This is a genomic window from Luteococcus sp. H101 (assembly GCF_038433155.1).
Taxonomy (GTDB): domain Bacteria; phylum Actinomycetota; class Actinomycetes; order Propionibacteriales; family Propionibacteriaceae; genus Luteococcus.
The window spans coordinates 18,721-38,891 of sequence record NZ_JBCDMW010000023.1 but is presented as its reverse complement, the minus strand read 5'-3'; the positions used below and the strand labels follow the sequence as shown (position 1 = coordinate 38,891).

General features: G+C 66.1%; 16 protein-coding genes. 9 read left to right on the top strand and 7 right to left on the bottom strand.

The features are described 5' to 3' along the window. Positions 1 to 82: 82 nt before the first annotated feature. Positions 83 to 865, bottom strand: coding sequence for an IclR family transcriptional regulator (locus AAEX60_RS10185; protein WP_342103233.1), 783 nt, complete (start codon positions 863 to 865; stop codon positions 83 to 85). Positions 866 to 1,005: 140 nt separating this feature from the next. On the opposite strand from AAEX60_RS10185, the gene AAEX60_RS10180 reads away from it, so the two are divergent. From AAEX60_RS10180 to AAEX60_RS10145, 8 genes are all read left to right on the top strand, one after another. Then, positions 1,006 to 1,650: a bifunctional 4-hydroxy-2-oxoglutarate aldolase/2-dehydro-3-deoxy-phosphogluconate aldolase gene (locus tag AAEX60_RS10180; protein WP_342103229.1), complete on the top strand. Its 645-nt coding sequence runs from the start codon at positions 1,006 to 1,008 to the stop codon at positions 1,648 to 1,650. Further along, positions 1,647 to 2,744 carry a sugar kinase gene (locus AAEX60_RS10175; RefSeq protein WP_342103227.1) on the top strand — a complete coding sequence of 366 codons (1,098 nt, stop codon included), beginning with the start codon at positions 1,647 to 1,649 and terminating at the stop codon, positions 2,742 to 2,744. The genes AAEX60_RS10180 and AAEX60_RS10175 overlap by 4 nt, the downstream gene beginning before the upstream one ends. Before the next feature lie 16 nt (positions 2,745 to 2,760). Further along, positions 2,761 to 3,975: a D-mannonate dehydratase ManD gene (gene manD / locus AAEX60_RS10170; protein WP_342103226.1), complete on the top strand. Its 1,215-nt coding sequence runs from the start codon at positions 2,761 to 2,763 to the stop codon at positions 3,973 to 3,975. Positions 3,976 to 4,025: 50 nt separating this feature from the next. Further along, on the top strand, positions 4,026 to 5,504 hold the full coding sequence (locus AAEX60_RS10165) for a mannitol dehydrogenase family protein (protein WP_342103223.1): 1,479 nt from the start codon (positions 4,026 to 4,028) through the stop codon (positions 5,502 to 5,504). Between the two features lie 25 nt (positions 5,505 to 5,529). Beyond that, positions 5,530 to 6,543: an L-idonate 5-dehydrogenase gene (locus AAEX60_RS10160; RefSeq protein WP_342103220.1), complete on the top strand. Its 1,014-nt coding sequence runs from the start codon at positions 5,530 to 5,532 to the stop codon at positions 6,541 to 6,543. Beyond that, positions 6,449 to 8,044: an MFS transporter gene (locus AAEX60_RS10155; protein WP_342103219.1), complete on the top strand. Its 1,596-nt coding sequence runs from the start codon at positions 6,449 to 6,451 to the stop codon at positions 8,042 to 8,044. Before AAEX60_RS10160 ends, AAEX60_RS10155 begins: the two co-directional genes overlap by 95 nt. A 212-nt stretch (positions 8,045 to 8,256) precedes the next feature. Continuing rightward, positions 8,257 to 9,252, top strand: coding sequence for an alpha/beta hydrolase family protein (locus tag AAEX60_RS10150; RefSeq protein ID WP_342103218.1), 996 nt, complete (start codon positions 8,257 to 8,259; stop codon positions 9,250 to 9,252). A gap of 172 nt (positions 9,253 to 9,424) precedes the next feature. Continuing rightward, positions 9,425 to 10,726: an ABC transporter substrate-binding protein gene (locus AAEX60_RS10145; RefSeq protein ID WP_342103216.1), complete on the top strand. Its 1,302-nt coding sequence runs from the start codon at positions 9,425 to 9,427 to the stop codon at positions 10,724 to 10,726. Positions 10,727 to 10,728: 2 nt separating this feature from the next. On the opposite strand, the gene AAEX60_RS10140 is transcribed toward AAEX60_RS10145, so the two are convergent. Beyond that, positions 10,729 to 11,451, bottom strand: a complete 723-nt coding sequence (locus AAEX60_RS10140; RefSeq protein WP_342103381.1) for a CPBP family glutamic-type intramembrane protease — start codon at positions 11,449 to 11,451, stop codon at positions 10,729 to 10,731. Positions 11,452 to 11,747: 296 nt separating this feature from the next. On the opposite strand from AAEX60_RS10140, the gene AAEX60_RS10135 reads away from it, so the two are divergent. Continuing rightward, the gene (locus tag AAEX60_RS10135) at positions 11,748 to 12,158 is read left to right on the top strand and encodes a DUF2382 domain-containing protein (protein WP_342103213.1); all 411 of its coding nucleotides are present in this window, start codon (positions 11,748 to 11,750) and stop codon (positions 12,156 to 12,158) included. 107 nt (positions 12,159 to 12,265) lie between these two features. Here AAEX60_RS10135 and AAEX60_RS10130 read toward each other — a convergent pair whose 3' ends face one another. From AAEX60_RS10130 to AAEX60_RS10110, 5 genes are all read right to left on the bottom strand, one after another. Next, entirely contained in the window at positions 12,266 to 14,365 is a 2,100-nt protein-coding gene (locus AAEX60_RS10130) for a glucose PTS transporter subunit IIA (protein WP_342103210.1), read from the bottom strand. A 29-nt stretch (positions 14,366 to 14,394) separates the two neighbouring features. Beyond that, positions 14,395 to 16,044, bottom strand: a complete 1,650-nt coding sequence (locus AAEX60_RS10125) for an alpha,alpha-phosphotrehalase (protein ID WP_342103209.1) — start codon at positions 16,042 to 16,044, stop codon at positions 14,395 to 14,397. 174 nt (positions 16,045 to 16,218) lie between these two features. Beyond that, complete coding sequence (locus tag AAEX60_RS10120) at positions 16,219 to 17,157, bottom strand: ROK family glucokinase (protein ID WP_342103208.1); 939 nt, start codon at positions 17,155 to 17,157, stop codon at positions 16,219 to 16,221. A 192-nt stretch (positions 17,158 to 17,349) separates the two neighbouring features. Next, positions 17,350 to 18,345 (bottom strand): Gfo/Idh/MocA family protein, encoded by a 996-nt coding sequence (locus AAEX60_RS10115; RefSeq protein ID WP_342103207.1) that lies wholly within the window; start codon positions 18,343 to 18,345, stop codon positions 17,350 to 17,352. Positions 18,346 to 18,375: 30 nt separating this feature from the next. Then, positions 18,376 to 20,115, bottom strand: a complete 1,740-nt coding sequence (locus AAEX60_RS10110; RefSeq protein ID WP_342103206.1) for a DUF885 domain-containing protein — start codon at positions 20,113 to 20,115, stop codon at positions 18,376 to 18,378. Between the last annotated feature and the right edge of the window lie 56 nt (positions 20,116 to 20,171).

The following is a 20,171-nucleotide window of genomic DNA, read 5'->3' as shown; positions in this document are numbered from 1 at the left end:
GTCACCATCGCGGTGCCGGTCAGCCGGGAGGAACTCATCATCGAGTATCTGGACGACGAGCACCCCGATGAAGGGCACTGCCTCAGGCCCTCCGGTCGTCGTGGCCAAGGAACAATTCAATTCCCGCGGGTAGGAGTGGTGGCAGAAGCCGACGAATCATGGCTGCGAGTTCGGTTTGGCGTGGGGGAGTCATCCGGTCAGCCATCGACGTCAGGGAGATGGCCGCAGCTACCCCGTCGTCGCGCATGAGCGCAACGCCCAAGCAGGCCACGCCCGGCTCGTTCTCCTCGACCTCCGTCGAGTAGCCGCGCTTGCGCGCCACCCTCACGGCCTCCACAACTCGCTGACCGTCGGTGGCGGTGCTGTTCTCCAGGTGCAGCGCATAAGCGGCCACTTGCTCGTCAGTGGATCCATCCGCGGCCAGAATGGCGCGGCCCAAGGAGCTGTTGGCGACGTTGACTCGTTGCCCGACCCTGGACCAGACTCGGATGGCCCGTTCTGGTTCCACCTTGTCCAGATAGATGATCTGCCCCCCGCGCAGGATCCCGAGGTGGGCCAATTCGTTGGCGGACTGAGACAGTGCCACCAAGGCTGGGTGCAGTGTCCGCGCGAGTCGCTGCTCGGTGTCGAAATCCGCGCCGAGGGCCGCGCCCGCAGCCCCCAATTCGTAGCGTCCATCGGCGCGCTGGTAGGCGAAGTCTCTGCTCTTCATGGTGGACAGCGTGCGGTGGATGGTGGACTTGTTGGCCCCCACACGTTCGGCCAGTTCCGCGAGCGTGGCTCCGTCCTGCCCGTATGCGGCCAAGGCTTCCAGGACGAGCAGGGCTCGGTCGACGGCCTCGACCCGTGGCGTCTCATCAGTCACGCCTAGAGACTCTCACAGGACTCTCCGCAGGGCCCACCGCCAGCGGTAGCAAATGAGGGACCCCCCTTTACGCCCGAGCGATGGCCGTGCAATAGTTTCATTGTCCGCAAATTTGCGTTTCAGACAGTGAAATGAGAAGCATGAGTGAGTTCATCAACCTCGTCGCCGATCGCGTCATCCCGGTGGTCGTTCTGGACAACGCCCGTGAGGCGAGCCCCCTGGCCGATGCCCTCGTGGAGGGCGGCATCAACGTTGCGGAGGTGACCTTCCGTACTTCCGCTGCCTTCGACGCCATCAAGGAGATGTCGCATGTCAACTCGCTGGTGGTCGGCGCGGGGACAGTCGTCTCGCCCGGACAGGTTGATTTGGCGGCCGAGGCGGGCGCTCGGTTCATTGTGAGCCCGGGACTGTTGCCCGCAGTGGTTCAGCGAGCGGCCGAGCACGGTCTTCCGGTGGTGCCAGGGGCTGTGACCCCATCCGAGTTGATGCTGGCAACCGAACTGGGATTGGACTTGGTCAAGTTCTTCCCGGCCTCCACCTTCGGTGGACCGTCGGCCATCAAGGCGCTTGGGGCACCCTTCGGACAGCTGTCCTTCATCCCGACCGGGGGCGTCTCACTGGAGAATCTGGGCGACTATCTGTCTTTGCCCAATGTGCCGGCCGTGGGCGGCTCCTGGATGGTGAAGCAGTCCTTGGTCAATGCGGGCGAGTTCACCAAGATCACCGACTTGGCGCGCGGGGCGGTCGCTGCGGCGGCGGCCATCAAGGGGGGTGTCGGGGCATGATCCAGTTGCGCTCCGCGGATGAGTGCCGCTACGACGTTCTCTCCCTGGGGGAGGTGATGCTGCGCTTGGATCCCGGGGATTTCCGGATCCGTACGGCTCGACGCTTCGAGGTATTCGAGGGCGGCGGTGAGTACAACGTCGCGCGCGGCCTGGCCCGGGTCTTTGGCTTGCGCGCCGGAATCCTGACTGCGCTCGTCGACGATGAGGTTGGCCGTCTGGTTGAGAGCATGATGTTGGCGGGCGGCGTGGATGTGAGCCTGGTCAAGTGGCTGGAGAGCGACGGCATCGGCCGGAGCTCCCGTAACGGTTTGAACTTCACCGAGCGAGGTTTCGGTGTTCGCGGGGCCAAGGGGGTATCCGACCGGGGCAACACCGCAATCTCCCAACTAAGGGCAGAGGACCTGGACCTGGACCATGTCTTTGGCGAGCTGGGAGTCCGATGGCTGCACTGTGGCGGCATCTATGCCGCGCTGTCTGCCCAATCTGCCGAGACGGCGCTGGCCGTCCTGACCGCTGCGCGCAAGCACGGAACCGTCGTTTCATACGACCTCAACTACCGCCCCAGCCTGTGGAGGGCCAACGGAGGACAGGAGCGCGCTCGCGAGGTCAATCGGGCGATCGCCGAGCAGGTTGACGTGATGCTGGGCAACGAGGAGGACTTTGCCGCAGCCCTGGGCTTCAAAATCGAGGGGGTCGACGAGAACCTCTCGACCCTGCCCGTTGATTCCTTCGCTCGGATGATCGATGAAGTGCAGCGCACATTCGCCAACTTCCAGGTGATAACCACCACGCTGCGCTCCGTTACCTCCGCGTCGAACAACGACTGGTCCGCACTGGCCTGGTCCCGTGATGAGGGATTGGTGCAGGCAGCTGATCGCAAGGGTCTGGAGATCCTCGACCGCGTGGGTGGCGGCGATTCCTTCGCCTCTGGACTGATCTACGGACTGATGTCCGGGGAATCGCTGCAGACGGCCGTCGAGTACGGAGCCGCACACGGAGCTCTGGCGATGACGACCCCAGGAGATACATCCATGGCCACGCAGGCCGAAGTACTCAAGCTGGCTGGCGGCGGAAGCGCCCGCGTCGACCGTTGAGCGAAAGGAAAGTGTGATGAATGACACCATCGTCTCGGCCGAGGTCCTCGTCTCGAGTCCCTCGCGCAACTATGTGACCTTGCGGATCACCACCGCGGACGGCATCGTCGGGCTTGGGGACGGCACCCTGAACGGTCGGGAACTGGCCGTTGCCTCGTACCTCAAGGACCACCTCTGTCCGCTGCTGATCGGACAGGACCCGAGCCGCATCGAAGACATCTGGCAGTACTTCTACCGCGGCACTTACTGGCGCCGTGGTGGCGTGATGATGGCGGCCATCGGCGCCATCGACATCGCCCTGTGGGACATCTTGGGCAAGAGGGCAGGATTGCCGGTCTACCAGTTGCTGGGTGGCCGGGTTCGGGACAAGGTGCCTGCCTACGGGCACGCCTTTGGCTGGGAGGTGCCGGAGCTGCTTGAGGCCGTGGACCGGGAACTTGAGCGAGGCGCCAACTACATCCGGGTTCAGTCCGGAGTGCCTGGACACAGCAAGGTGTACGGCGTCTCCAAGGACCCGAACTACGAACCCGCCAGCCGTGGTGCGCGCCCATCCGAGGAGAGCTTCGAACCTGAGCTCTACATCCGACATCTCCCAAAGGTGCTCGAAGCTGTTCGCGAAAAGGTCGGCCCGTCGGTACACATCCTTCACGACGCCCACCATCGGCTGACTCCCAACCAGGCAGTCAGGCTGGCCAAGGCGGTCGAGGAATTTGGGCTGTTCTGGCTCGAGGATGTCACGCCTGTTGAAGATCAGGAGGCGTTGCGCATGGTCCGCCAGGCGTCGTCGACGCCCTTGGCGATCGGGGAGGTCTTCACGTCCATCTGGGACTGCAAGTACCTGATCGAGAACCGGCTGATCGACTACATCCGGACGGCCCCCAATCATGCGGGTGGCATCAGCCACCAGCGCAAGATCTACGCGCTTGCTGAAATCAACGGGGTCAAGGCCGGGCCGCACGGACCGTCCGACATCTCGCCCATCTCGCTGGCGGCGTCGATCCACCTGGGCACGGCGGTCCACAACTGGGGCGTTGCCGAATACATGGGCTTCAGCGAGAAGACCCATGAGGCCTTCCCACATGCATGGCACTACGAGGACGGTGGGCTTCAGCCGGGTGACGCACCCGGTTTGGGGGTGGAGCTCAACGAGGAAGTCCTCAACTCCGAGCCCTACGAGCCGGCCTACCTCCCCACGGCCCGCCGCTTCGACGGTTCCGTTCTCGACTGGTGAGCCCAGCCCGCCCAGGGCCAATCACAGGACAAAACCTACAAGGACAGACAATGACGTCGCTGAACCACACCACTTTTCCGAGGTCCCACCAGATCGGGGCCTCAGCCCCCCAGCAAACCGGAATCGTGCATTTCGGGCTGGGGAACTTCCACCGCGCACACCTCGCGGTGAACACTGCCCACGCCTTGGCCGCACAGCCGGGTGACTGGGGGATCGTCGGCATCGCAAACCGCTCACACAAGGTCACCGATGCCCTGAGGCGGCAGGACTTCCTGTACAGCATCGTCACCCTGGATCCTGCTCATCGAGGCGTCGGGGTGGTCGATGTGCATCGTCATACCCTCGTGGCGGCTGAGGATGCCTTGGAGATCCTGGACACGGTGGCTGATCCTGCGCACCGAATCATCTCCCTGACCATCTCGGAGAGCGGGTATCACCTGGACCCACGGACCAACGAGCTCCAGGCCGAGGACCCCGAGATTGCTCGTGATCTGGCTGATGGTGGCGCGTCACCCTCGGCTCCGTTGAGTCAGCTGTGCTTCGGGCTGCTACGTCGCTTCCGGCAGTCAAAGGCACCCGTGACAGTCCTGTCATGCGACAACCTGCTTGCCGCGGGGAGAACCACTCAGACGGCGGTGACGCAGTTCCTTACCCACGCTGGGGCGAGCGAGGAGTTTTTCGCCTGGCTCGCCGAAAGTGTCAGTTTCCCGAACGCGATGGTCGACCGGATCGTGCCCGCGCCAACCGAAGCTACCCGTGAGGCTGCCCTGGCCGAACTGGGCGTAAGTGATGAGGCAGCCGTTCCGGCCGAACTGTTCACGATGTGGGTGATCGAGGATGACTTTGCGGCGGGTCGTCCACGGTGGGAAGCAGCGCCGGGCGTGATCTTCAGCGACGAGGTCGAGAAGTATGAGCTGGTGAAGTTGCGGTTGCTCAATGGCGGGCATTCACTCCTCGCCTACTTGGGCGGGCTGGCCGAGCAGCCCACCATTCCAGAGGCTCGAGCCGTGCCGTTCGTGGAGCGGTGCGTGCGCGCCGCTCTCACCGACGAGTACCTGCCCAGCATTGATCTGCCAACGGGTTTCGACGCGGACAGCTACATCGAGCAGCTCTTCGCCAGGTGGTCCAATTCCGATCTGGGGGATCGGACTGCCCGGGTGGGTTCGGACGGATCCACCAAGCTGCTCCAGCGGGTTCCCCTGCCAGCCATTCGGATGCTCGAGCAGGGCGAGATCCCACAGCAACTGGCTCTCACTGTTGCCGGCTGGATCTGCTGCGTCTGCCCGCCAGCTGGCTTTGAGCCCGGGGCCATAGCGCGGGACATGGCTGACCCGAAGGCGCAGGCGCTTGCCACAGTAACGGCTGGTGTCAGAGATGTGCCCACCCACGTCGAGGCGATCCTGCGCGGGGGCTTCTTCCCCGACCAGCTGACTGGCTATCAAGAGTTCGTCGACCGGGTGACCGAACTTGTCCAAACCATTGTCACGGATGGGGTCGGTGCTGCGGCCGACTCTGCCTGTGGCTGCTGATCATCCAGACCAAAGGAGCGATGAGATGAAGGCATTGAAGATCAAGGGTGCCGAAGACATGGCCGTCGATGATGTCCAGGTGCCCGAGCCTAACGAGGGCGAGGTCCGGGTGCGCATGCAGTACGGCGGCATCTGCGGATCGGACCTGCACTACTACTTCCACGGCCGCAACGGTGAGTACGAGGTACGCGAGCCCTTCACTCCGGGCCACGAGATGTCGGGCGTGGTGGACCTCGATCCATCCGGCACCTTGGCAGCCGGAACCCCGGTCACGATTGCCCCGGCCACCTTCGGTGAGTCGCAGCCAGGCATTGAGGATCGCAAGTACTTGTGGCCCGGCGGGACCTACCTCGGTAGTGCCTCGACGCAGCCGCACACCCAAGGTGGCATGCAGGAGTACCGCGTCGTGAAGGACTTCATGGTGCGCGTTCTGCCGGAGGGGCTGGATGTCAAGGATGCGGCGCTTGCCGAGCCGTTGGCGGTGGCGCTGCATGCCCTGTCAATCGGAGGTGGGGTCTCTGGCAAGCGTGTGCTCGTGACCGGCTGTGGCCCCATCGGCCTGTGCGTGATAGCGGCTGCCGTTGCCAAGGGGGCGGTGCAGGTGGACGCCTCCGATGTGCTGGCTGGGCCGCTTGCCCGGGCGAAGTCGGTTGGAGCGGCCACCACGTATACATCCGGTTCCGACGAGATTGAACCGATGACCTATGACATCGCCTTCGAGTGCTCGGGAGTTGCGCCCGCGGTGACTCAGGCGCTCGCCGCCGTGCGTCGGGCTGGAACTGTCTGCCAAGTCGGGATGTTGCCCAACGAGGCGAGCGGAGTGAACTTGGCCCCCTTCGTGAGCAAGGAAGTCACCTACCTCGGTTGCTTCCGATTCGACGACGAGATCGATGACGCGATTCAGCTGCTCGTAGAGCACCCCGAGATTGCCGGGGTGGTGACCCATGTGCTTCCGGCCGAACGCGCCGAGGAAGCCTTCGCCATCGCACGGGACTCGGAGCAGTCCGGCAAGGTGCTCGTCTCCCTCTGGCTCGACTGAGCCCAAGACTCCAAATCACACAAAGGACAACAACATGACGAACGATCCTGCTCTCCCGCAGGTCACCGAATCCGCGGTTGGCGAGCGGACTGTTGGTGACCTGGCCAAGGCCGCAATCTCGGGTTGGCTGGGCACTGCGCTCGAGTTCATGGACTTCCAGCTCTACTCCTTGGCCGCCGCCTTGGTGTTCAAGGACCTCTTCTTCCCTGCCGGGGCTCCGGGAATGGCCGTCGTGTTGGCGATGGCGACATATGGCGTGGGCTACATCAGCCGGCCCTTGGGTGCCTGGTACTTCGGTGGACTCGGTGACCGAATCGGCCGAAAGAAGGTGCTTTTCTACACGATCGCCCTGATGGGCCTGGCCACCACCCTGATCGGGTTCCTTCCGACCTACCACCAAGTTGGCATCCTGGCCCCGATCCTGCTGGTGGTCCTCCGGCTCGTGCAGGGCTTCGGCGCCGGGGCTGAGATTGCAGGTGCCTCCGTGATGTTGACCGAGTATGCCCCGCGGCAACGGCGAGGTCTGGTCGGTTCGCTGGTGGCGCTGGGCACGAACTCAGGAACGCTGGGTGCGTCCGCCATCTGGGGCATCATCGTCGCCACCATGGACCGCTCCGAGATCCTCGAATGGGGTTGGCGCATTCCCTTCATCGGGTCCATCGTGATCATGGGCTTTGCCATCTGGGTACGGGCCAGCCTCAAGGAGTCACCCGTCTTTGAGGCCCGTGAGGCGGGCGAGGTTGGCGAAGCAGCCATTGAGCAGGTCAACACTGAGCACGTAGACGTGCTTGCTGCCGGTCTGAAGCAAAAGAAGGGGCGCTCGTTCTTCGAGGCCTTCTTCCTGCGCTTCGGGCAGGCCGGCAACTCGGGAATGATCCAGACCTACCTGATCAGTTACATCACTGCCACCTTGCTGCTGTCCTCGAAGGTGGGCACGAATGTCGTGATCTTCTCCTCGCTGGTGGGATTCATCACGGTGCCCTTGATTGGCCACCTCAGCGACGTCTTCGGGCGCAAGCTGATGTACATCATCATGAGCTCGATCTCGGTCCTCTTGGTCTTCCCAATGATCCACATGATCGCCACGAAGGAGATCAACCAGGTCTTCGCGGGATACATCATCATGCATCAGACCTCCGTGCTGGCACTGGCGTCGTTGGAGAATCTGACCATGGCTGAGGTCTTCGGGAGCAAGCGCCGCTACACCCAGATCGCGCTGGCCAAGGAGCTCGCCGCCATTGTCGCCACCGGTATCGGGCCCGTCGTTGCAGCCGCCTTGGTGGTCAACAGTGGCGGTTCCTGGTGGCCGATTGCGATCATGATCTGCGCGTTCAGCCTGTGCTCCTTGGGCGCAGCCATCGTCATGCCCGAGGTAGCGGGGCGTGACCTGACGATTCTCACCGATGCTATGCCGGGGGAGGCTGTCATCGGCCCGTTCGCACGCAAGGAGCGCAAGAAGCTCCACCTGCCCACCCCGGAAGAGGAGCTGGCCGCCAGCTGAGCCGACAGTCCCGCTCCATAGATGTGATGCCCATGCCTCCTCAACGGGGCATGGGCAGCACGGTCTTTGTGGGCTGGACTCGTTTCATGGAATGGACGGGCCAATGAGGGTCGCCGGAGCACCGCGGGGCGTCGGCGCGGGGCCACCAGGGGCTCCTGAATCGATGCTGGCCGGGGCCTGTCACACGGCCCTCCGGGTGGAAGCATGGAGCCATGAAGCGCCGTCGCCTGCTGGCCAGCCTGCCCGTCGTGCCCCTGCTTGCCGCCTGCGGGAAGGAGGACGCGCAAGCGCCCACGCCCTCGGCTGACCAGTCCAGCCCGTCGGCCAGCTCCTCGCCAACCACGGCCGATATCCCACCCCTGGTGGGCGTCGCCGACGGCCCCGGCCACGGGAAGCCCGTGAAACAGTCCGGCAGTTTCGCGCCGGGGGAGCAGCTGGTGTGGATCCCCGCTGGTCAGGGGCACAATGTGGCCGGCACCCTGTCCATCGCGAAGGATGCCCAGCCGGCGCCGGTGGTGCTGATGCTGCACGGCGACGCCTCCCAGCGTGACGAGGTGGCCAACCTCTACGTCGACGAGGCCGCGGCCCTGAAGGCCAAGGGCATCTCGTCGCTGCGGATCGACTTTCCCGGCTCGGGCATGGCGGACCTGGGCGAGACCAGCCTGGACTACCGGCGGATGGTGGCCGACGCTCAGGCCTGCCTGACCTGGTTCGGCAAGCAGCCGTGGGTCGATGCCAAGAAGATCGGGGTGCTGGGCTTCAGCCGTGGCGGCTCGGTGGCGGCCAGCCTGGTGGGGGCCCGCCCGGAGGTCGCCGCCCTGGCCACGTGGAGCGGTGCGGTGAGCAACGGCACCCACGAGGATCCCAAGAACGAGGCGATTGCCAACAAGGACGGCCACGTGGTGGTGGACTTGGGCTATCGAACCTTCGACTACTCCAAGCAGTGGTTCAGCAGCATCGCCGCCTCCACCCCGCTGACCGACGTCGCCAACTACACCGGCCCCATCCTGATCATCCACGGCGAGGCCGACGCCGTCGTCCCGCCCAGCGTCCAGACCGCCTTTGAGAAGGGCACCAGGTCCCGCGATGTCACCCGGCTCCCGCTGCCGGGCGTCGACCACATCCTCAACGTGCTCACCGATGACAAGGCTCCGTCCAGGAAGGCCGTGCAGACGACGGCGGACTGGTTCGCCCGCAAGCTCGGCTGAAGCCGACGAGCCCGCCCCGGCTGGGGGCTGGAACGACAGGCACGTTCCACCCTGCAGGGTGTGGCCCCGTGTCTCCTGTCTGGGTCACAGTGGCTGTGACATTCCCCGGAACTGACCCCCTGACAAGCGCAGGGACCGTGAGCGGGTGAGCTCGGCCCTTGAGGAGACAGTGATGACCCGACGTGTGAAGGTTCCCGGCGTGGCAGTTGGCCTGGGCGTCCTGGCCCTGACCATGACGGCCTGCGGGTCTGACACGTCGGACCCGACGGCGGGCGAGGCCGACTGGAACCAGCGAGGCCCGATCACCCTGGTGCAGGGCAAGGACAACAACAACCTGGTCCAGCCCCTGCTCGACGAGTGGAACAAGGCCCACCCGCAGGAGAAGGTCACCGCCGTCGCGCTCCCGTCGTCGGCCGACGAGCAGCGGCAGAAGATGATCAACAATGCCACCACCAAGGGCGCGTCGGGCTATGACGTGATCAGCCTGGACGTGGTGTGGACCGCCGAGTTCGCCGCCAAGGGCTACGTCCACGAGCTGCCCGCCGATCAGTTCCCTACCGACGGCTACCTGCCCTCCGCCGTGGACACCGGCAGCTACTTCGGCAAGCTCTACGCCTTCCCCTACGCCTCGGACAGCGCGATGCTCTACTACCGCAAGGACCTGCTGGACAAGGCCGGCGTCAAGGAAGCCCCCAGGACGTGGGAGGAGATGAAGGCCGCCTGCGCCGCGGTGAAGAAGTTGCCGGAGGGCAAGGGGATGGGCTGCTACGGCGGCCAGTTCCAGAAGTACGAGGGGTTGACCTGCAATGTCACCGAGATCGTGAACTCGGCTGGGGGCCAATTCCTGGACCAGGAGGGCAAGCCGCAGGTGAACTCTGAGGCTGCGGTCAAGGCCATGGAGTGGCTGCGGGACTCCTTCGCCGACGGCACCATTCCCAAGGCCGCCACCACCTGGATGGAGGAACCCAGCCGACACGCCTTCCAGGACGGCAAGCTGGTCTTCCTGCGGCAGTGGACCTACCCCTACTCGTTGATGAGCGCCACAGACGGCTCGTCGAAGGTGGCCGGCAAGTTCGCCGTCGCGCCCCTGCCCGGGCTGGACGGGCCGGGCGTGTCCACCCTGGGTGGGCACAACTTCGCCATCGCCAAGAGTTCCAGGAATCTGGCCACGGCCCGGGACTTCATCCTGTGGTGGAATGCGGAGGAGCAGCAGCGCGTCGAGGTGCAGAAGGCCTCCATCGCACCCGCCCTGGAGAAGCTTTACCAGGACCCGGCGCTGGCCAAGCAGTTCCCCTATCTCCAGGTGCTGCACACCACCCTGAAGAGCGCCAAGGCCCGGCCCAAGGTGGTGGACTACAACGACGCCACCCAGGCCATCCAGGACGCCTCCCACCAGGTGATCCAGGGCAAGGCGACGCCCCGGGCCGCCTTCGACGACCTGCAGCACGAGCTCACCAGCATCACGGGAGGCTGAGCTCACCCACCCATCGCCCGGAGCCCCACCAGGATTCCCTGAGTGAGGGACGGGTCGGCCAGCACGTGGGGCAGCGCATGGCCCACCAGCACCGGCATCAGGCTGCGCCCACCCCAGACGTAGATGGCCGAGAGAATGGTGAACATCACGACGGAGGAGACCATGTAGGTGGGGGTGAAGTGGCCCCCGATCACGCCGTGGTAGCTGCCCATCGCCAGCCCGCCCACCAGCACCTGAACCCAACGCGCCACGGTGGCCCGGTGCAGGTGGTCCAGCATGAAGGCGCGCGCCACTTCCTCGCCGAAGGCCAGCACCGGCCCGGCCAGGACCATCGGGATCCGCTGCCAGGCCGTGCTGGTGGGGTCGCCACCCGCGGCATAGGACAGTGCCGCCCACAAGACACCGAAGGTGACGCCCGCCACCCACGCCCAGCGTCGGGCAGGCCGACGCCAGCCCAGGTCCGTCAGGGTCCGGCCGGTGCGTGGCAGCCACAAAAGCGTCACGGCTGTCACCGTCAGGAAGCCGACGACGAAAACCATGTCCAGTACGAAGGCCGCATGCACGCTGGTGCCCATCCGCCGGTGGATGGCGCTGGCGGCCAGGCCGAAGCATCCCACCCCCAGCACCAGCCACAGCACGCCCGTCATGCCAAGGGCCCGGCCCCACGCTGTTCTCCGGCCCACCGGAAGGGCGGTGGGGTGGTCTGCGGTGGCGGGGTCTGTCATCACGCCGGATCCTCCTGGAGTGGAATTGTGGGTCCCTTCGACCCCATCGCACCGATGGCGGTGGGGGTAAGGGTGTCGGGCAAGGGTCCGCCGCGAGTTCGCGTGGAGGTAACCCAGCCGTCGCCACCCCGTCATGGCGTGTCCTCCGGCAATACGATTCCCCGGGCTCGAGGGGCTCCTGAGTGCCCCTTCGGGTCTGGGTGCATTGCGCCGGTGGTGAATTCACCCCCTTGGATGGTGTCGCCGTCAACGGGGCTGTGCGACGATCAGTGCGTCCCCGACGTGAGGAGATCCTTGTGACCACCCCGAATGAGCACGACCAGGCGTTGACCGACGACATCACGCTGCACAGCGAGCGGCTCGTCGTGACGGGGGAGGTGCGTGAGTGGGCCCGGGCGCGGGTCACCCGTCGGATCGTCACCGAGCAACGCACCATCACCGTCCCCGTCCGACGCGAGGAACTGTTGGTGGAGTACGTGGGCGACGCGCCCGCTGAAGGACGCGAGACCGTCGGCGCCTCCGCGCAGGTGGTTGCCAGCCACCCCGTCGAGCAGATCGTGCTGCACACTGAGGTGCCGCGGGTTGAGTACGACGTCGTGCCCTATGAAGAAGTCGCGCTGACGGTGGACACCACCACGCGCAATGTGCAGGTCGCCGGTGAAGTGGCCCGTGAGCAGCTGGACTTCCGGGAGCAGCCGGAGCGCTGAACCGCCGCTTGGCAGCTCCGGGGAGGAGCCAGGGCAAAAACAAGTGTGGATGGTCACCACCTTTGACGGTGTGGTGACCATCCACACTCTCTTGCCGTGGGATCAGCTCACTTGGCGACCGGCTCGCGCTTGCCCAGACGAACCTTCTTGACCGTCTTCTCGCCGTCCAGGTCGGCGTCGGTGAAGCCGAACATGTAGGTGAGGACGAAGGACGTCACCAGCGCAGCCGCGGAGGCGATCAGGTAGCCCCAGAAGCTGGAATCGATGCCGTCCTTCGGGTTGATGAAGGAGGTGAAACCGATCAGCGAACCGGTGAAGCCCCACATGTTCACGTGGAACAGGCCGGTGAGCAGACCGCCCACGGCACCACCGATCGAGGCGGTGATGAAGGCCCGGCCGTACTTCAGGTTCAGGCCGTACATGGCGGGCTCGGTGATGCCGGAGAAGGCGGCCAACGTCGCGGAACCCGAAAGCTCCTTGATCTTGGCCACCTTGGTCTTGGCGAAGATCGCCAGCACGGCGCCGCCCTGGGCAACCATCGTCGCGGAGATGATGGCGTTCAGGTAGGAGTGCCCCGACGAGGCAATGTCCGAGGCGACCAGCGGAATCACGGCCCAGTGCAGACCGAAGATCACCAGCGACTGGTACAGGCCGCCAATCAGGCCACCGGCGATGGTCGGGTTCAGGTCATAGATGCCCTGGATGCCCGCGGCCAGACCGGCGGAGAGGAAGGTGACGATGGGCCCCAGGATCAGCAGGATCGCGGCGGAGACGATGAAGACCTCGAAGAAGGGCACGAAGATCATCCGCACCGTCACCGGGATCACCTTCTTCAGCCACGGCTCCACCTTGGACGCCAGCCAGGCGGCGACGATGATCGGGAAGATCGAGTAGGAGTAGCTGGCCAGGTGGTACGGCACCCCGAAGAAGTCCGCATTGAGGCTCATCCCGGCGATCTTGCGGGTGCCCTCCTTGGCGGCCTCGGTGGTGAGCACCGGGTGGGTCAGCACGCCACCGATGATGGCGACGACGATCGGGTCGGAACCCAGGCGCTTGGCCGCGGTGAAGCCGACGAAGATCGGCAGGAAGTAGAAGACCGAGTCGCTCATCGCGTTGATCGCCGCGTAGGTGGAGGACTTGTCGGTGATCACCTCGAAGTTCAGCAGCAGCGCCAGGACACCCTTGAGGATACCGGCGGCGGCCAGCAGACCGATGATCGGAATCATGGATCCGGTGATCACGCCGATCAGCTCGCTGAAGCCGTACTTCAGCCAACCGACCAGGGTGGTGGGCTTCACCCGGTCGTCGATGACGTCGACGGTGCTGTCCACCTGCGGCAGCTGCTTGGTGATGGCGTCGAAGACGTCCTCGACGGCGGGGCCGATCACCACCTGGTACTGGCCGCCGGCCTTCGCGACGTCGATCACGCCGTCCAGGTTGGAGACGACGTCGTCATTGGCGAGCTTCTCGTCCTTGAGGTAGAAGCGCACGCGGGTGATGCAGTGGATCACGGAGCGAATGTTGTCCGCGCCGCCGACATTGTCGATGATGTCGTAGGCCAGCAGGTCGTAGCCGCTCAACGTGGTGCGGTCCACCAGCTGGTGATGGTTCGACGCGTGCTCCGTGGCGGGAGCCGCCCCCGGCTCGGTGGTGGCGGCGACGGCGGTACCGACCGCGGCAGCACTCGCCCCAGCTGCGGTTGCGGCGGCCTTCTTCACCGGAGCGGGCAGCACCTGCGCGGTGGCCGCCGGAGCACCCAGCGTCGAGGGGCCGAAGTTCACGTCGAGGCCACCCAAGCGCTTCTTGGTGTTGGTGATCACCAGGATGGCCGAGGTGTCCTTGCCCGCCGCCACCACCTGGTCCAGGTCCATGGTGCCGATCGGTTCGCCCGCGGCCACCTCCTGACCCTTGGCTACGGTTAGCGCGAAGGGCTTGCCCTCCAGCTCGACGGTGTCGATGCCCAGGTGCAGCAGCACCTCCAGCCCCTCGGGCGTGCGCAGCCCGATGGCATGGCCGGTCTTGGCCACCATGAAGACGGTGCCGGCGACGGGGCTCACCACGTCGTTGCCGGTGGGGCGAACGGCAAATCCGTTGCCCATCTTCTTGCTGGCAAAGGCCGGGTCCGGCACAGCGGCCAGGTCAATCACCTCGCCCGCCATTGGCGCGACGAGTTCTTCCGGACGGGTTTCAGGCATGTCAGTTGTCATGCCCACTCCTTTCAAATGGGGAAGGAAAATCAGGAGGGCTCGACGACGATGGCGAGCGCCTCATAGGGGCGAAGGGTCAGGTCCTCCTCGATCGGTTTTTCGGGGTAGTTGCCGATCAGTTGGTGCCCGGCGGCGAATTCCGCGGGGATCTGCAGCTGCGCGTCCTCACCCCGGAAGTTGGTCAGCACCAACAGTCGTCGCCCCTCGTGGGAACGTTGGTAGCCGAAGACCGACGGGTGCCCGGGGTTGAATGACTCATAGCGTCCCTCCGAGATCAGCGGATCCCGCTTGCGGAGCGCGATCAGCTCCCGGTAGTAGGGCAGGATCCGGCCGGAGGATTCCTCGTCGGCCACATTGAACCGGTCCTGGTTGGTGGGCCGCAGCCAGCCCGGGACGCCGCTGAATCCGGCGGTGGGTGAGGAATCCCACTGCATCGGGGTGCGGGCATTGTCCCGGGCCTTGGCGTGGACGATCTGGAAGGCCCGGTCCGGCAGCTCGCCCGCCTGAACCAGCTCCGAGAAGGCATGATGCGCCTCCACGTCCACATAGTCGGTCATGGCGGTGTAGTCCGGATCGGTCATGCCGATCTCCTCGCCCATGTAGACATAGGGCGTCCCCCGCAGCAGGTGGATGGCGGTGGCCAGCATGGTGGCCGATTCCGCGTGGTACCGCTCCGGGTCCCCGAACCGGTTGATCGCCCGGGGCTGGTCATGGTTGTTCCAGAACAGGGCATTCCACCCATTGCCCTCCTGCATCCCTGTGGCCCATTCGTCCAGCAGCCGCTTCAGTTCGGCCAGGTCGAAGGGCATCTGGGTCCACTTCTTGCCGTCGGCATAGTCAACCTTGAGGTGGTGGAAGTTGAAGACCATGGACAGCTCATGGTTGTCCGGGTTGGAATAGCCGACGCAGGCCTGGATGGACGTCGAGGACATCTCCCCGACGGTCACCGAATCCGGGTCCTGGCCGAAGCTGGCCGCCGCCAGTTCCTGCAGATAGGGGTGCACGTCCGGCCCGTCGGTGTAGGCATCCCGGCCGTCGCCACCGGGGTCCCCGTCCACCAATTGTTCGGCCTTGCCGATCAGGTTGATCACGTCGAAGCGGAAGGCCTTGACCCCCTTGCCGCGCCAGAAATTGACCACCTCGGCCATTTCCCGGCGCACCTCGGGATTGCGCCAGTTGAGGTCCGCCTGGCTGACGTCGAACAGGTGCAGGTAGTAGTCCCCGGTGTCGCCGAAGGGTGCCCAGGCCGGCCCACCGAACTTGGACAGCCAGCTGGTGGGCAGCGAGCCGTCGTCCCGGGGTGGGCGGATGAGGTAGTAGTCGCGGTACTTCTGGTCCCCGGCGAGCGCCTGCTGGAACCACTCGTGGGCGGTGGAGGTGTGGTTCAGCACCATGTCCAGCATCACGCCGATCCCGTGCTTGCCCAGCTCCGCCACCAGTTCCTCGAACTCCTCCATGGTGCCCATGGTGGGATCCACGGCGCAGTAGTCGCTCACGTCGTAGCCGTTGTCGCGCTGGGGCGACGGGTAGAAGGGGTTCAGCCAGACCAGGTCCACGCCCAGGGAGGCGATGTGGTCAACCTTCTCAAGGATGCCGCGCAGGTCACCGATCCCGTCGGAATCCGAGTCACGGAAGGATTTGGGGTAGATCTGGTAGACGACAGCGTCATGGAAGCTCATGCGCACCTCATTGGGCAGAAGCGGATTCTGCCCCGCCGATGCGCGGCATTGCCCGGCAATCTAGCAGCGGGTTCTTGCGGTGGCAGCAGGTTCAGCTAGCGGACGAAAGGCTTGCCTCTGGGCCATCCGGGGGCGGTGCGGCGCTGGCCGCAAGTCTGGGGAGGGGGCCCAGGGTCAGCGGGAGAGGTCGGCCGCGCCGATCATCCCGGCGGAATTGCCCATCACGGCCATCCGGATCTCCGGCTCGGGGCGGACCTTGCGGGCGGTCAGCAGCTTCTTGAAGGTCTTGTGCACCGGGTTGCGCAGCAGGTCGCCCGCCTCGCTCACGCCACCGGCCAGCACGAAGACCTCCGGGTCCAGCACCGCCGCCAGCACCGCCATCCCCCGGCCGATCCAGGTGCCCAGGGTGCTGTAGCAGTCCAGCGCGGCGGCATCGCCCTCCTGGGCGGCCTGGGTGACGTGCAGCCCGGTGATGTTCAACGGGTTGTCATCGGCCAGTTCCAGCATCCGCGCCCCCAGGTTCGGGTCCAGCGCGGAGAGCTCCCGGGCCTCGTGCACCAGAGCGGTGCCGGAGCCGTAGCGCTCCCAGCACCCGCGCAGCCCGCAGCCGCAGCGCCGGCCGTCGGGGCGGATGATGAAGTGCCCCAGCTCCCCGGCGAAGCCATTGGCCCCGCGCACCAACTGCTGGTCGGTGATGATCGCGCCGCCGATCCCGGTGCCGATGGTCAGCACCACGGCGGACTTGGCGTCCTTGGCCGCGCCGAACCGGGCCTCGCCCCAGCCGGCGGCATTGGCGTCGTTCTCCACGACGGTGGGTAGCCCGGTGGCCTCCTGCACGATCTGTTGCAGCGGCTCATTGCGCCAGGCCAGGTTGGGGGCGAAGATCACCGTGGACCGGTCGTCGTCGACGAAGCCGGCGGCCCCGATTCCGACGCTGGTAGCGCCGTGTTCCTCGGCGAGTTGCTTGGCCATGGTGGCAATCAGCTCGGCCGTGCGGGCCGTGTCCTTGGCCGGGGTGGCGCGGCGCAGCTGGGCCAGGATCTGGCCCTGCTCGTCCACCACGCCCGCGGCGATCTTGGTTCCGCCGACGTCGATGCCGATGGCCAGTGACATGACTGCTCCTGATCAGGTCCGGGCCCCGGGCCGGTGCCCGGGGTCATGGTGTCACCGCCACCCTATGGTCTGGCCAGCCCAGACGACAGCCGGGGCCGGCTCCACCCACCCGGCACGCCCTTGACCCACCGCAGGCTCGCTCGGAATCGCATTGACCAGGTGCCCTCCCGGGTGGGCAGGACCCCAGCGGGGTCAGTGGTCGTGTTCGTCGTCCGGGTCGCCGGGGAAGCGCAGGCCCACCTGACGGCGGGCCTCGTCCATCACCGTGAGCGCATTCAGCGTTGCCTCCTGGTGGGGGCGGGCCAGCGTCGGGTCCGCCACCATCCGGGCGAAGGCCTGGAGCACATAGGCCTGCTGCGGCATCTCCTTGCGCACGTCCAGGTCCTCGTGGGTCTGGGAGTGGGCCCACCAGATCCGCATCTGCTGGGGGTCGTCGATCTTGTCGATCTCCAGCGAGGCGTCCTCCCCGGCGATCACATTCCACGACGAATTCGCCGAGATCTTGGACGCGCTGACCGTCGCGGTGAACCCCGGGTAGTCCAACAAGAGCGTGGTGGCGCCGTCGATCCCATTGCTCAGCTTCACGCTGGAGGCCCGGACCCGGGTTGGCAGCCCGAACAGGGTCATCAGCGGATGCAGGCTGTAGACGCCCAGGTCCATCAGCGCCCCCGCGGCCATCTCCGGCTTGAAGATGTTCTCGATCCGGCCGGCCAGGAAGTTGTCATAGCGACGAGACCGCTGGCACAGGTGCAGCTCCACCTGGCGCACCGGGCCAAGACTGTCCAGGTAGGCGGTGACCGCTCGCCAGCTGGGCTCGTGCACGGAGCGGACGGACTCCAGCAGCAGCACGCCCCGCTGTTCGGCCAGCTGCAGCAGGTCAAGCCACTGTTCGGCATTGGCGCAGGCCGACTTCTCCACCAGCACATGCTTGCCCGCATTCAGCAGCAGCCGCGCCTGCTCGTGGTGGAAGACATTGGGGGAGGCGACGTAGACGGCGTCGACATCCGCGCACCGTGCCAGCTCCTGCAGCTCGCCGACGCCGCGGGCCCCGTACTGGGCGCCGAACTCATTGGCGCGCGCCAGATCCCGGGAACAGGCGACGCGGTACTCGGCCTGGTCAACCAGGGCAGCGGAGCGCGCGAACAAGTCGACGATCGAGCTGGTGCCAATGCTGGCGAATCTCACCATCTGCCTTCCCCCTCTCTGGGCACCGCCAGCCTAGGGGAGGGCGGGGCCAGCCCCGTACGCCGCCAACACCGCCTCCCGAAGCACGTCGAGCCCCACCCCGCCGATGTCCAGGGCGGTGCGGTGGAAGTCCTTCAGGCTGAAGGCCTCACCCTGCGCGGCGCGGACCTCGTCGCGCAGCTGCAGCCACAACCGCTCACCCAGCTTGTAGGAGGGTGCCTGACCGGGCCAGCCGCAGTACCGGTTCACCTCGAAGCGGGCGAAACCCTCGTCCATGAAGACATACCGGTTGAAGTAGGCCCAGGCCTTGTCAAAGGTCCATTCACCGCCGCCCACCAGCTCCGGCGCGGTCAGCCCCAGCTCGGCGCCGCAGTGCAGGCCAATGTCGATCACCACCCGCACGGCGCGCAGCATCTGCCCGTCGAGCAGGCCCATCAGATTGCCCGGGTCATCCTGGAAACCCAGGTCGGCCATCAGCCATTCGGCATACAGCGCCCAGCCCTCGCCGTGCCCGGAGACCCAGCAGCCGTGCCGGCGCCACAGGTTCAACAGCTCGGAGCGGTAGGCGGTCTGGCCGATCTGCAGGTGATGCCCGGGCACACCCTCGTGGTAGACGGTGGTCAGCTCCCGCCAGGTGGAGAAGTCCTGGACGTCCTCGGGCACCGCCCACCACATTCGGCCGGGCCGGGAGAAGTCCTCGCTGGGGCCGGTGTAGTAGATCCCGCCATCGGTGGTGGGGGCGATGCAGCACTCGATCCGACGCACCGGCTCCGGGATGTCGAAGTGCACGTCGGCCAGCGCGGTGACGGCTTCATCGGCCTTGCCCTGCATCCATTCGCGCAGTGCGTCGGTGCCGTGCAACCGGTAGTTCTCGTCGGCGTCCAGCAGCTCGACGGCCTCCGCGATGCTGGCGCCGGGCTTGATCCGTTCGGCGGTCTGGCGCTCCAGCTCCTGGATTCGGGCCACCTCCGCCAGGCCCCACCGGTAGGTCTCCGTCAGGTCGATGTTGGCGCCCAGCGAGGCGCGGGACATCAGCCGGTAGCGCTGCACGCCGACCCCGTCGACGTCGGTCCCGGCGTCGTGCAACTCCCCGCGCAGCAGCTCGGCCGCGCCGGAGAAGGCGCCGCGGGCCACCTCGACGGCGGCTGACAGCTCCGCGGCCAGCTCGGGGGCCAGCGGCATCTGGTCGGCCAGGCGGGCACCGCTGCGCAGACCGTCCAGGAAACCCCCGGTGGCCGTCCACTGCTCCAGTTGTTCCGCCAGCTGGTTCACCTGCCGTCGCGCCGGTAGCAGGCCCCGCTCAACGGCGGCCCGCTGACTCTCGGCCCAACCGTCGACGGCGGCCGGAACCGCGCGCAGCCGACGGGTGATCACCCGCCAGTCCTCCTCGGTGGCGGTGGGCATCTGGTCGTAGACGCCGCGGATCACATGCAGGGAGGTGGCAATGTTGTTGATGCTCAACAGGTCCGCGCCGGCCTCGAAGATCTCCAGGTCCAGCCCCAGCCGTTCCCGCATGGCCGCCAGGGTCACGCGGTCAATGTCATCAACCGGCGACACCTCGGCCAGGCGACCCAGCGTCTCCCGATTGAGCGCGGCGCGGGCCGCGAGCCCGGCGGGGGAGAAGTCGTCGTACTCGTCCTGACGCTCCGGCCGGCCAAGACTGGTGAGGTAACAGGGGCTGAGCCGCAGCACGCCCTCGAAGTAGGCGTTGGCGATCTCGTCGATGGGGGTGCTGGGACGGCCGCCCACGCTGGCGGTGTTTGGGATGCTCACCCGGCAACCCTAGCGACGTGAGGAATTGCGCACTAGGTTGCTCCCAAGCAGCCTCG

What these genes read in the sequence shown, in the direction of transcription:
- AAEX60_RS10175 (WP_342103227.1), top strand. Translation starts at nt 1,647, where the DNA reads ATGATCCAGTTGCGCTCCGCGGATGAGTGCCGCTACGACGTTCTCTCC.
- AAEX60_RS10140 (WP_342103381.1), bottom strand. Translation starts at nt 11,451, where the DNA reads ATGACAGACCCCGCCACCGCAGACCACCCCACCGCCCTTCCGGTGGGC.
- AAEX60_RS10130 (WP_342103210.1), bottom strand. Translation starts at nt 14,365, where the DNA reads ATGACAACTGACATGCCTGAAACCCGTCCGGAAGAACTCGTCGCGCCA.
- manD (WP_342103226.1), top strand. Translation starts at nt 2,761, where the DNA reads ATGAATGACACCATCGTCTCGGCCGAGGTCCTCGTCTCGAGTCCCTCG.
- AAEX60_RS10180 (WP_342103229.1), top strand. Translation starts at nt 1,006, where the DNA reads ATGAGTGAGTTCATCAACCTCGTCGCCGATCGCGTCATCCCGGTGGTC.
- AAEX60_RS10155 (WP_342103219.1), top strand. Translation starts at nt 6,449, where the DNA reads ATGTGCTTCCGGCCGAACGCGCCGAGGAAGCCTTCGCCATCGCACGGG.
- AAEX60_RS10125 (WP_342103209.1), bottom strand. Translation starts at nt 16,044, where the DNA reads ATGAGCTTCCATGACGCTGTCGTCTACCAGATCTACCCCAAATCCTTC.
- AAEX60_RS10120 (WP_342103208.1), bottom strand. Translation starts at nt 17,157, where the DNA reads ATGTCACTGGCCATCGGCATCGACGTCGGCGGAACCAAGATCGCCGCG.
- AAEX60_RS10145 (WP_342103216.1), top strand. Translation starts at nt 9,425, where the DNA reads ATGACCCGACGTGTGAAGGTTCCCGGCGTGGCAGTTGGCCTGGGCGTC.
- AAEX60_RS10165 (WP_342103223.1), top strand. Translation starts at nt 4,026, where the DNA reads ATGACGTCGCTGAACCACACCACTTTTCCGAGGTCCCACCAGATCGGG.
- AAEX60_RS10150 (WP_342103218.1), top strand. Translation starts at nt 8,257, where the DNA reads ATGAAGCGCCGTCGCCTGCTGGCCAGCCTGCCCGTCGTGCCCCTGCTT.
- AAEX60_RS10115 (WP_342103207.1), bottom strand. Translation starts at nt 18,345, where the DNA reads ATGGTGAGATTCGCCAGCATTGGCACCAGCTCGATCGTCGACTTGTTC.
- AAEX60_RS10160 (WP_342103220.1), top strand. Translation starts at nt 5,530, where the DNA reads ATGAAGGCATTGAAGATCAAGGGTGCCGAAGACATGGCCGTCGATGAT.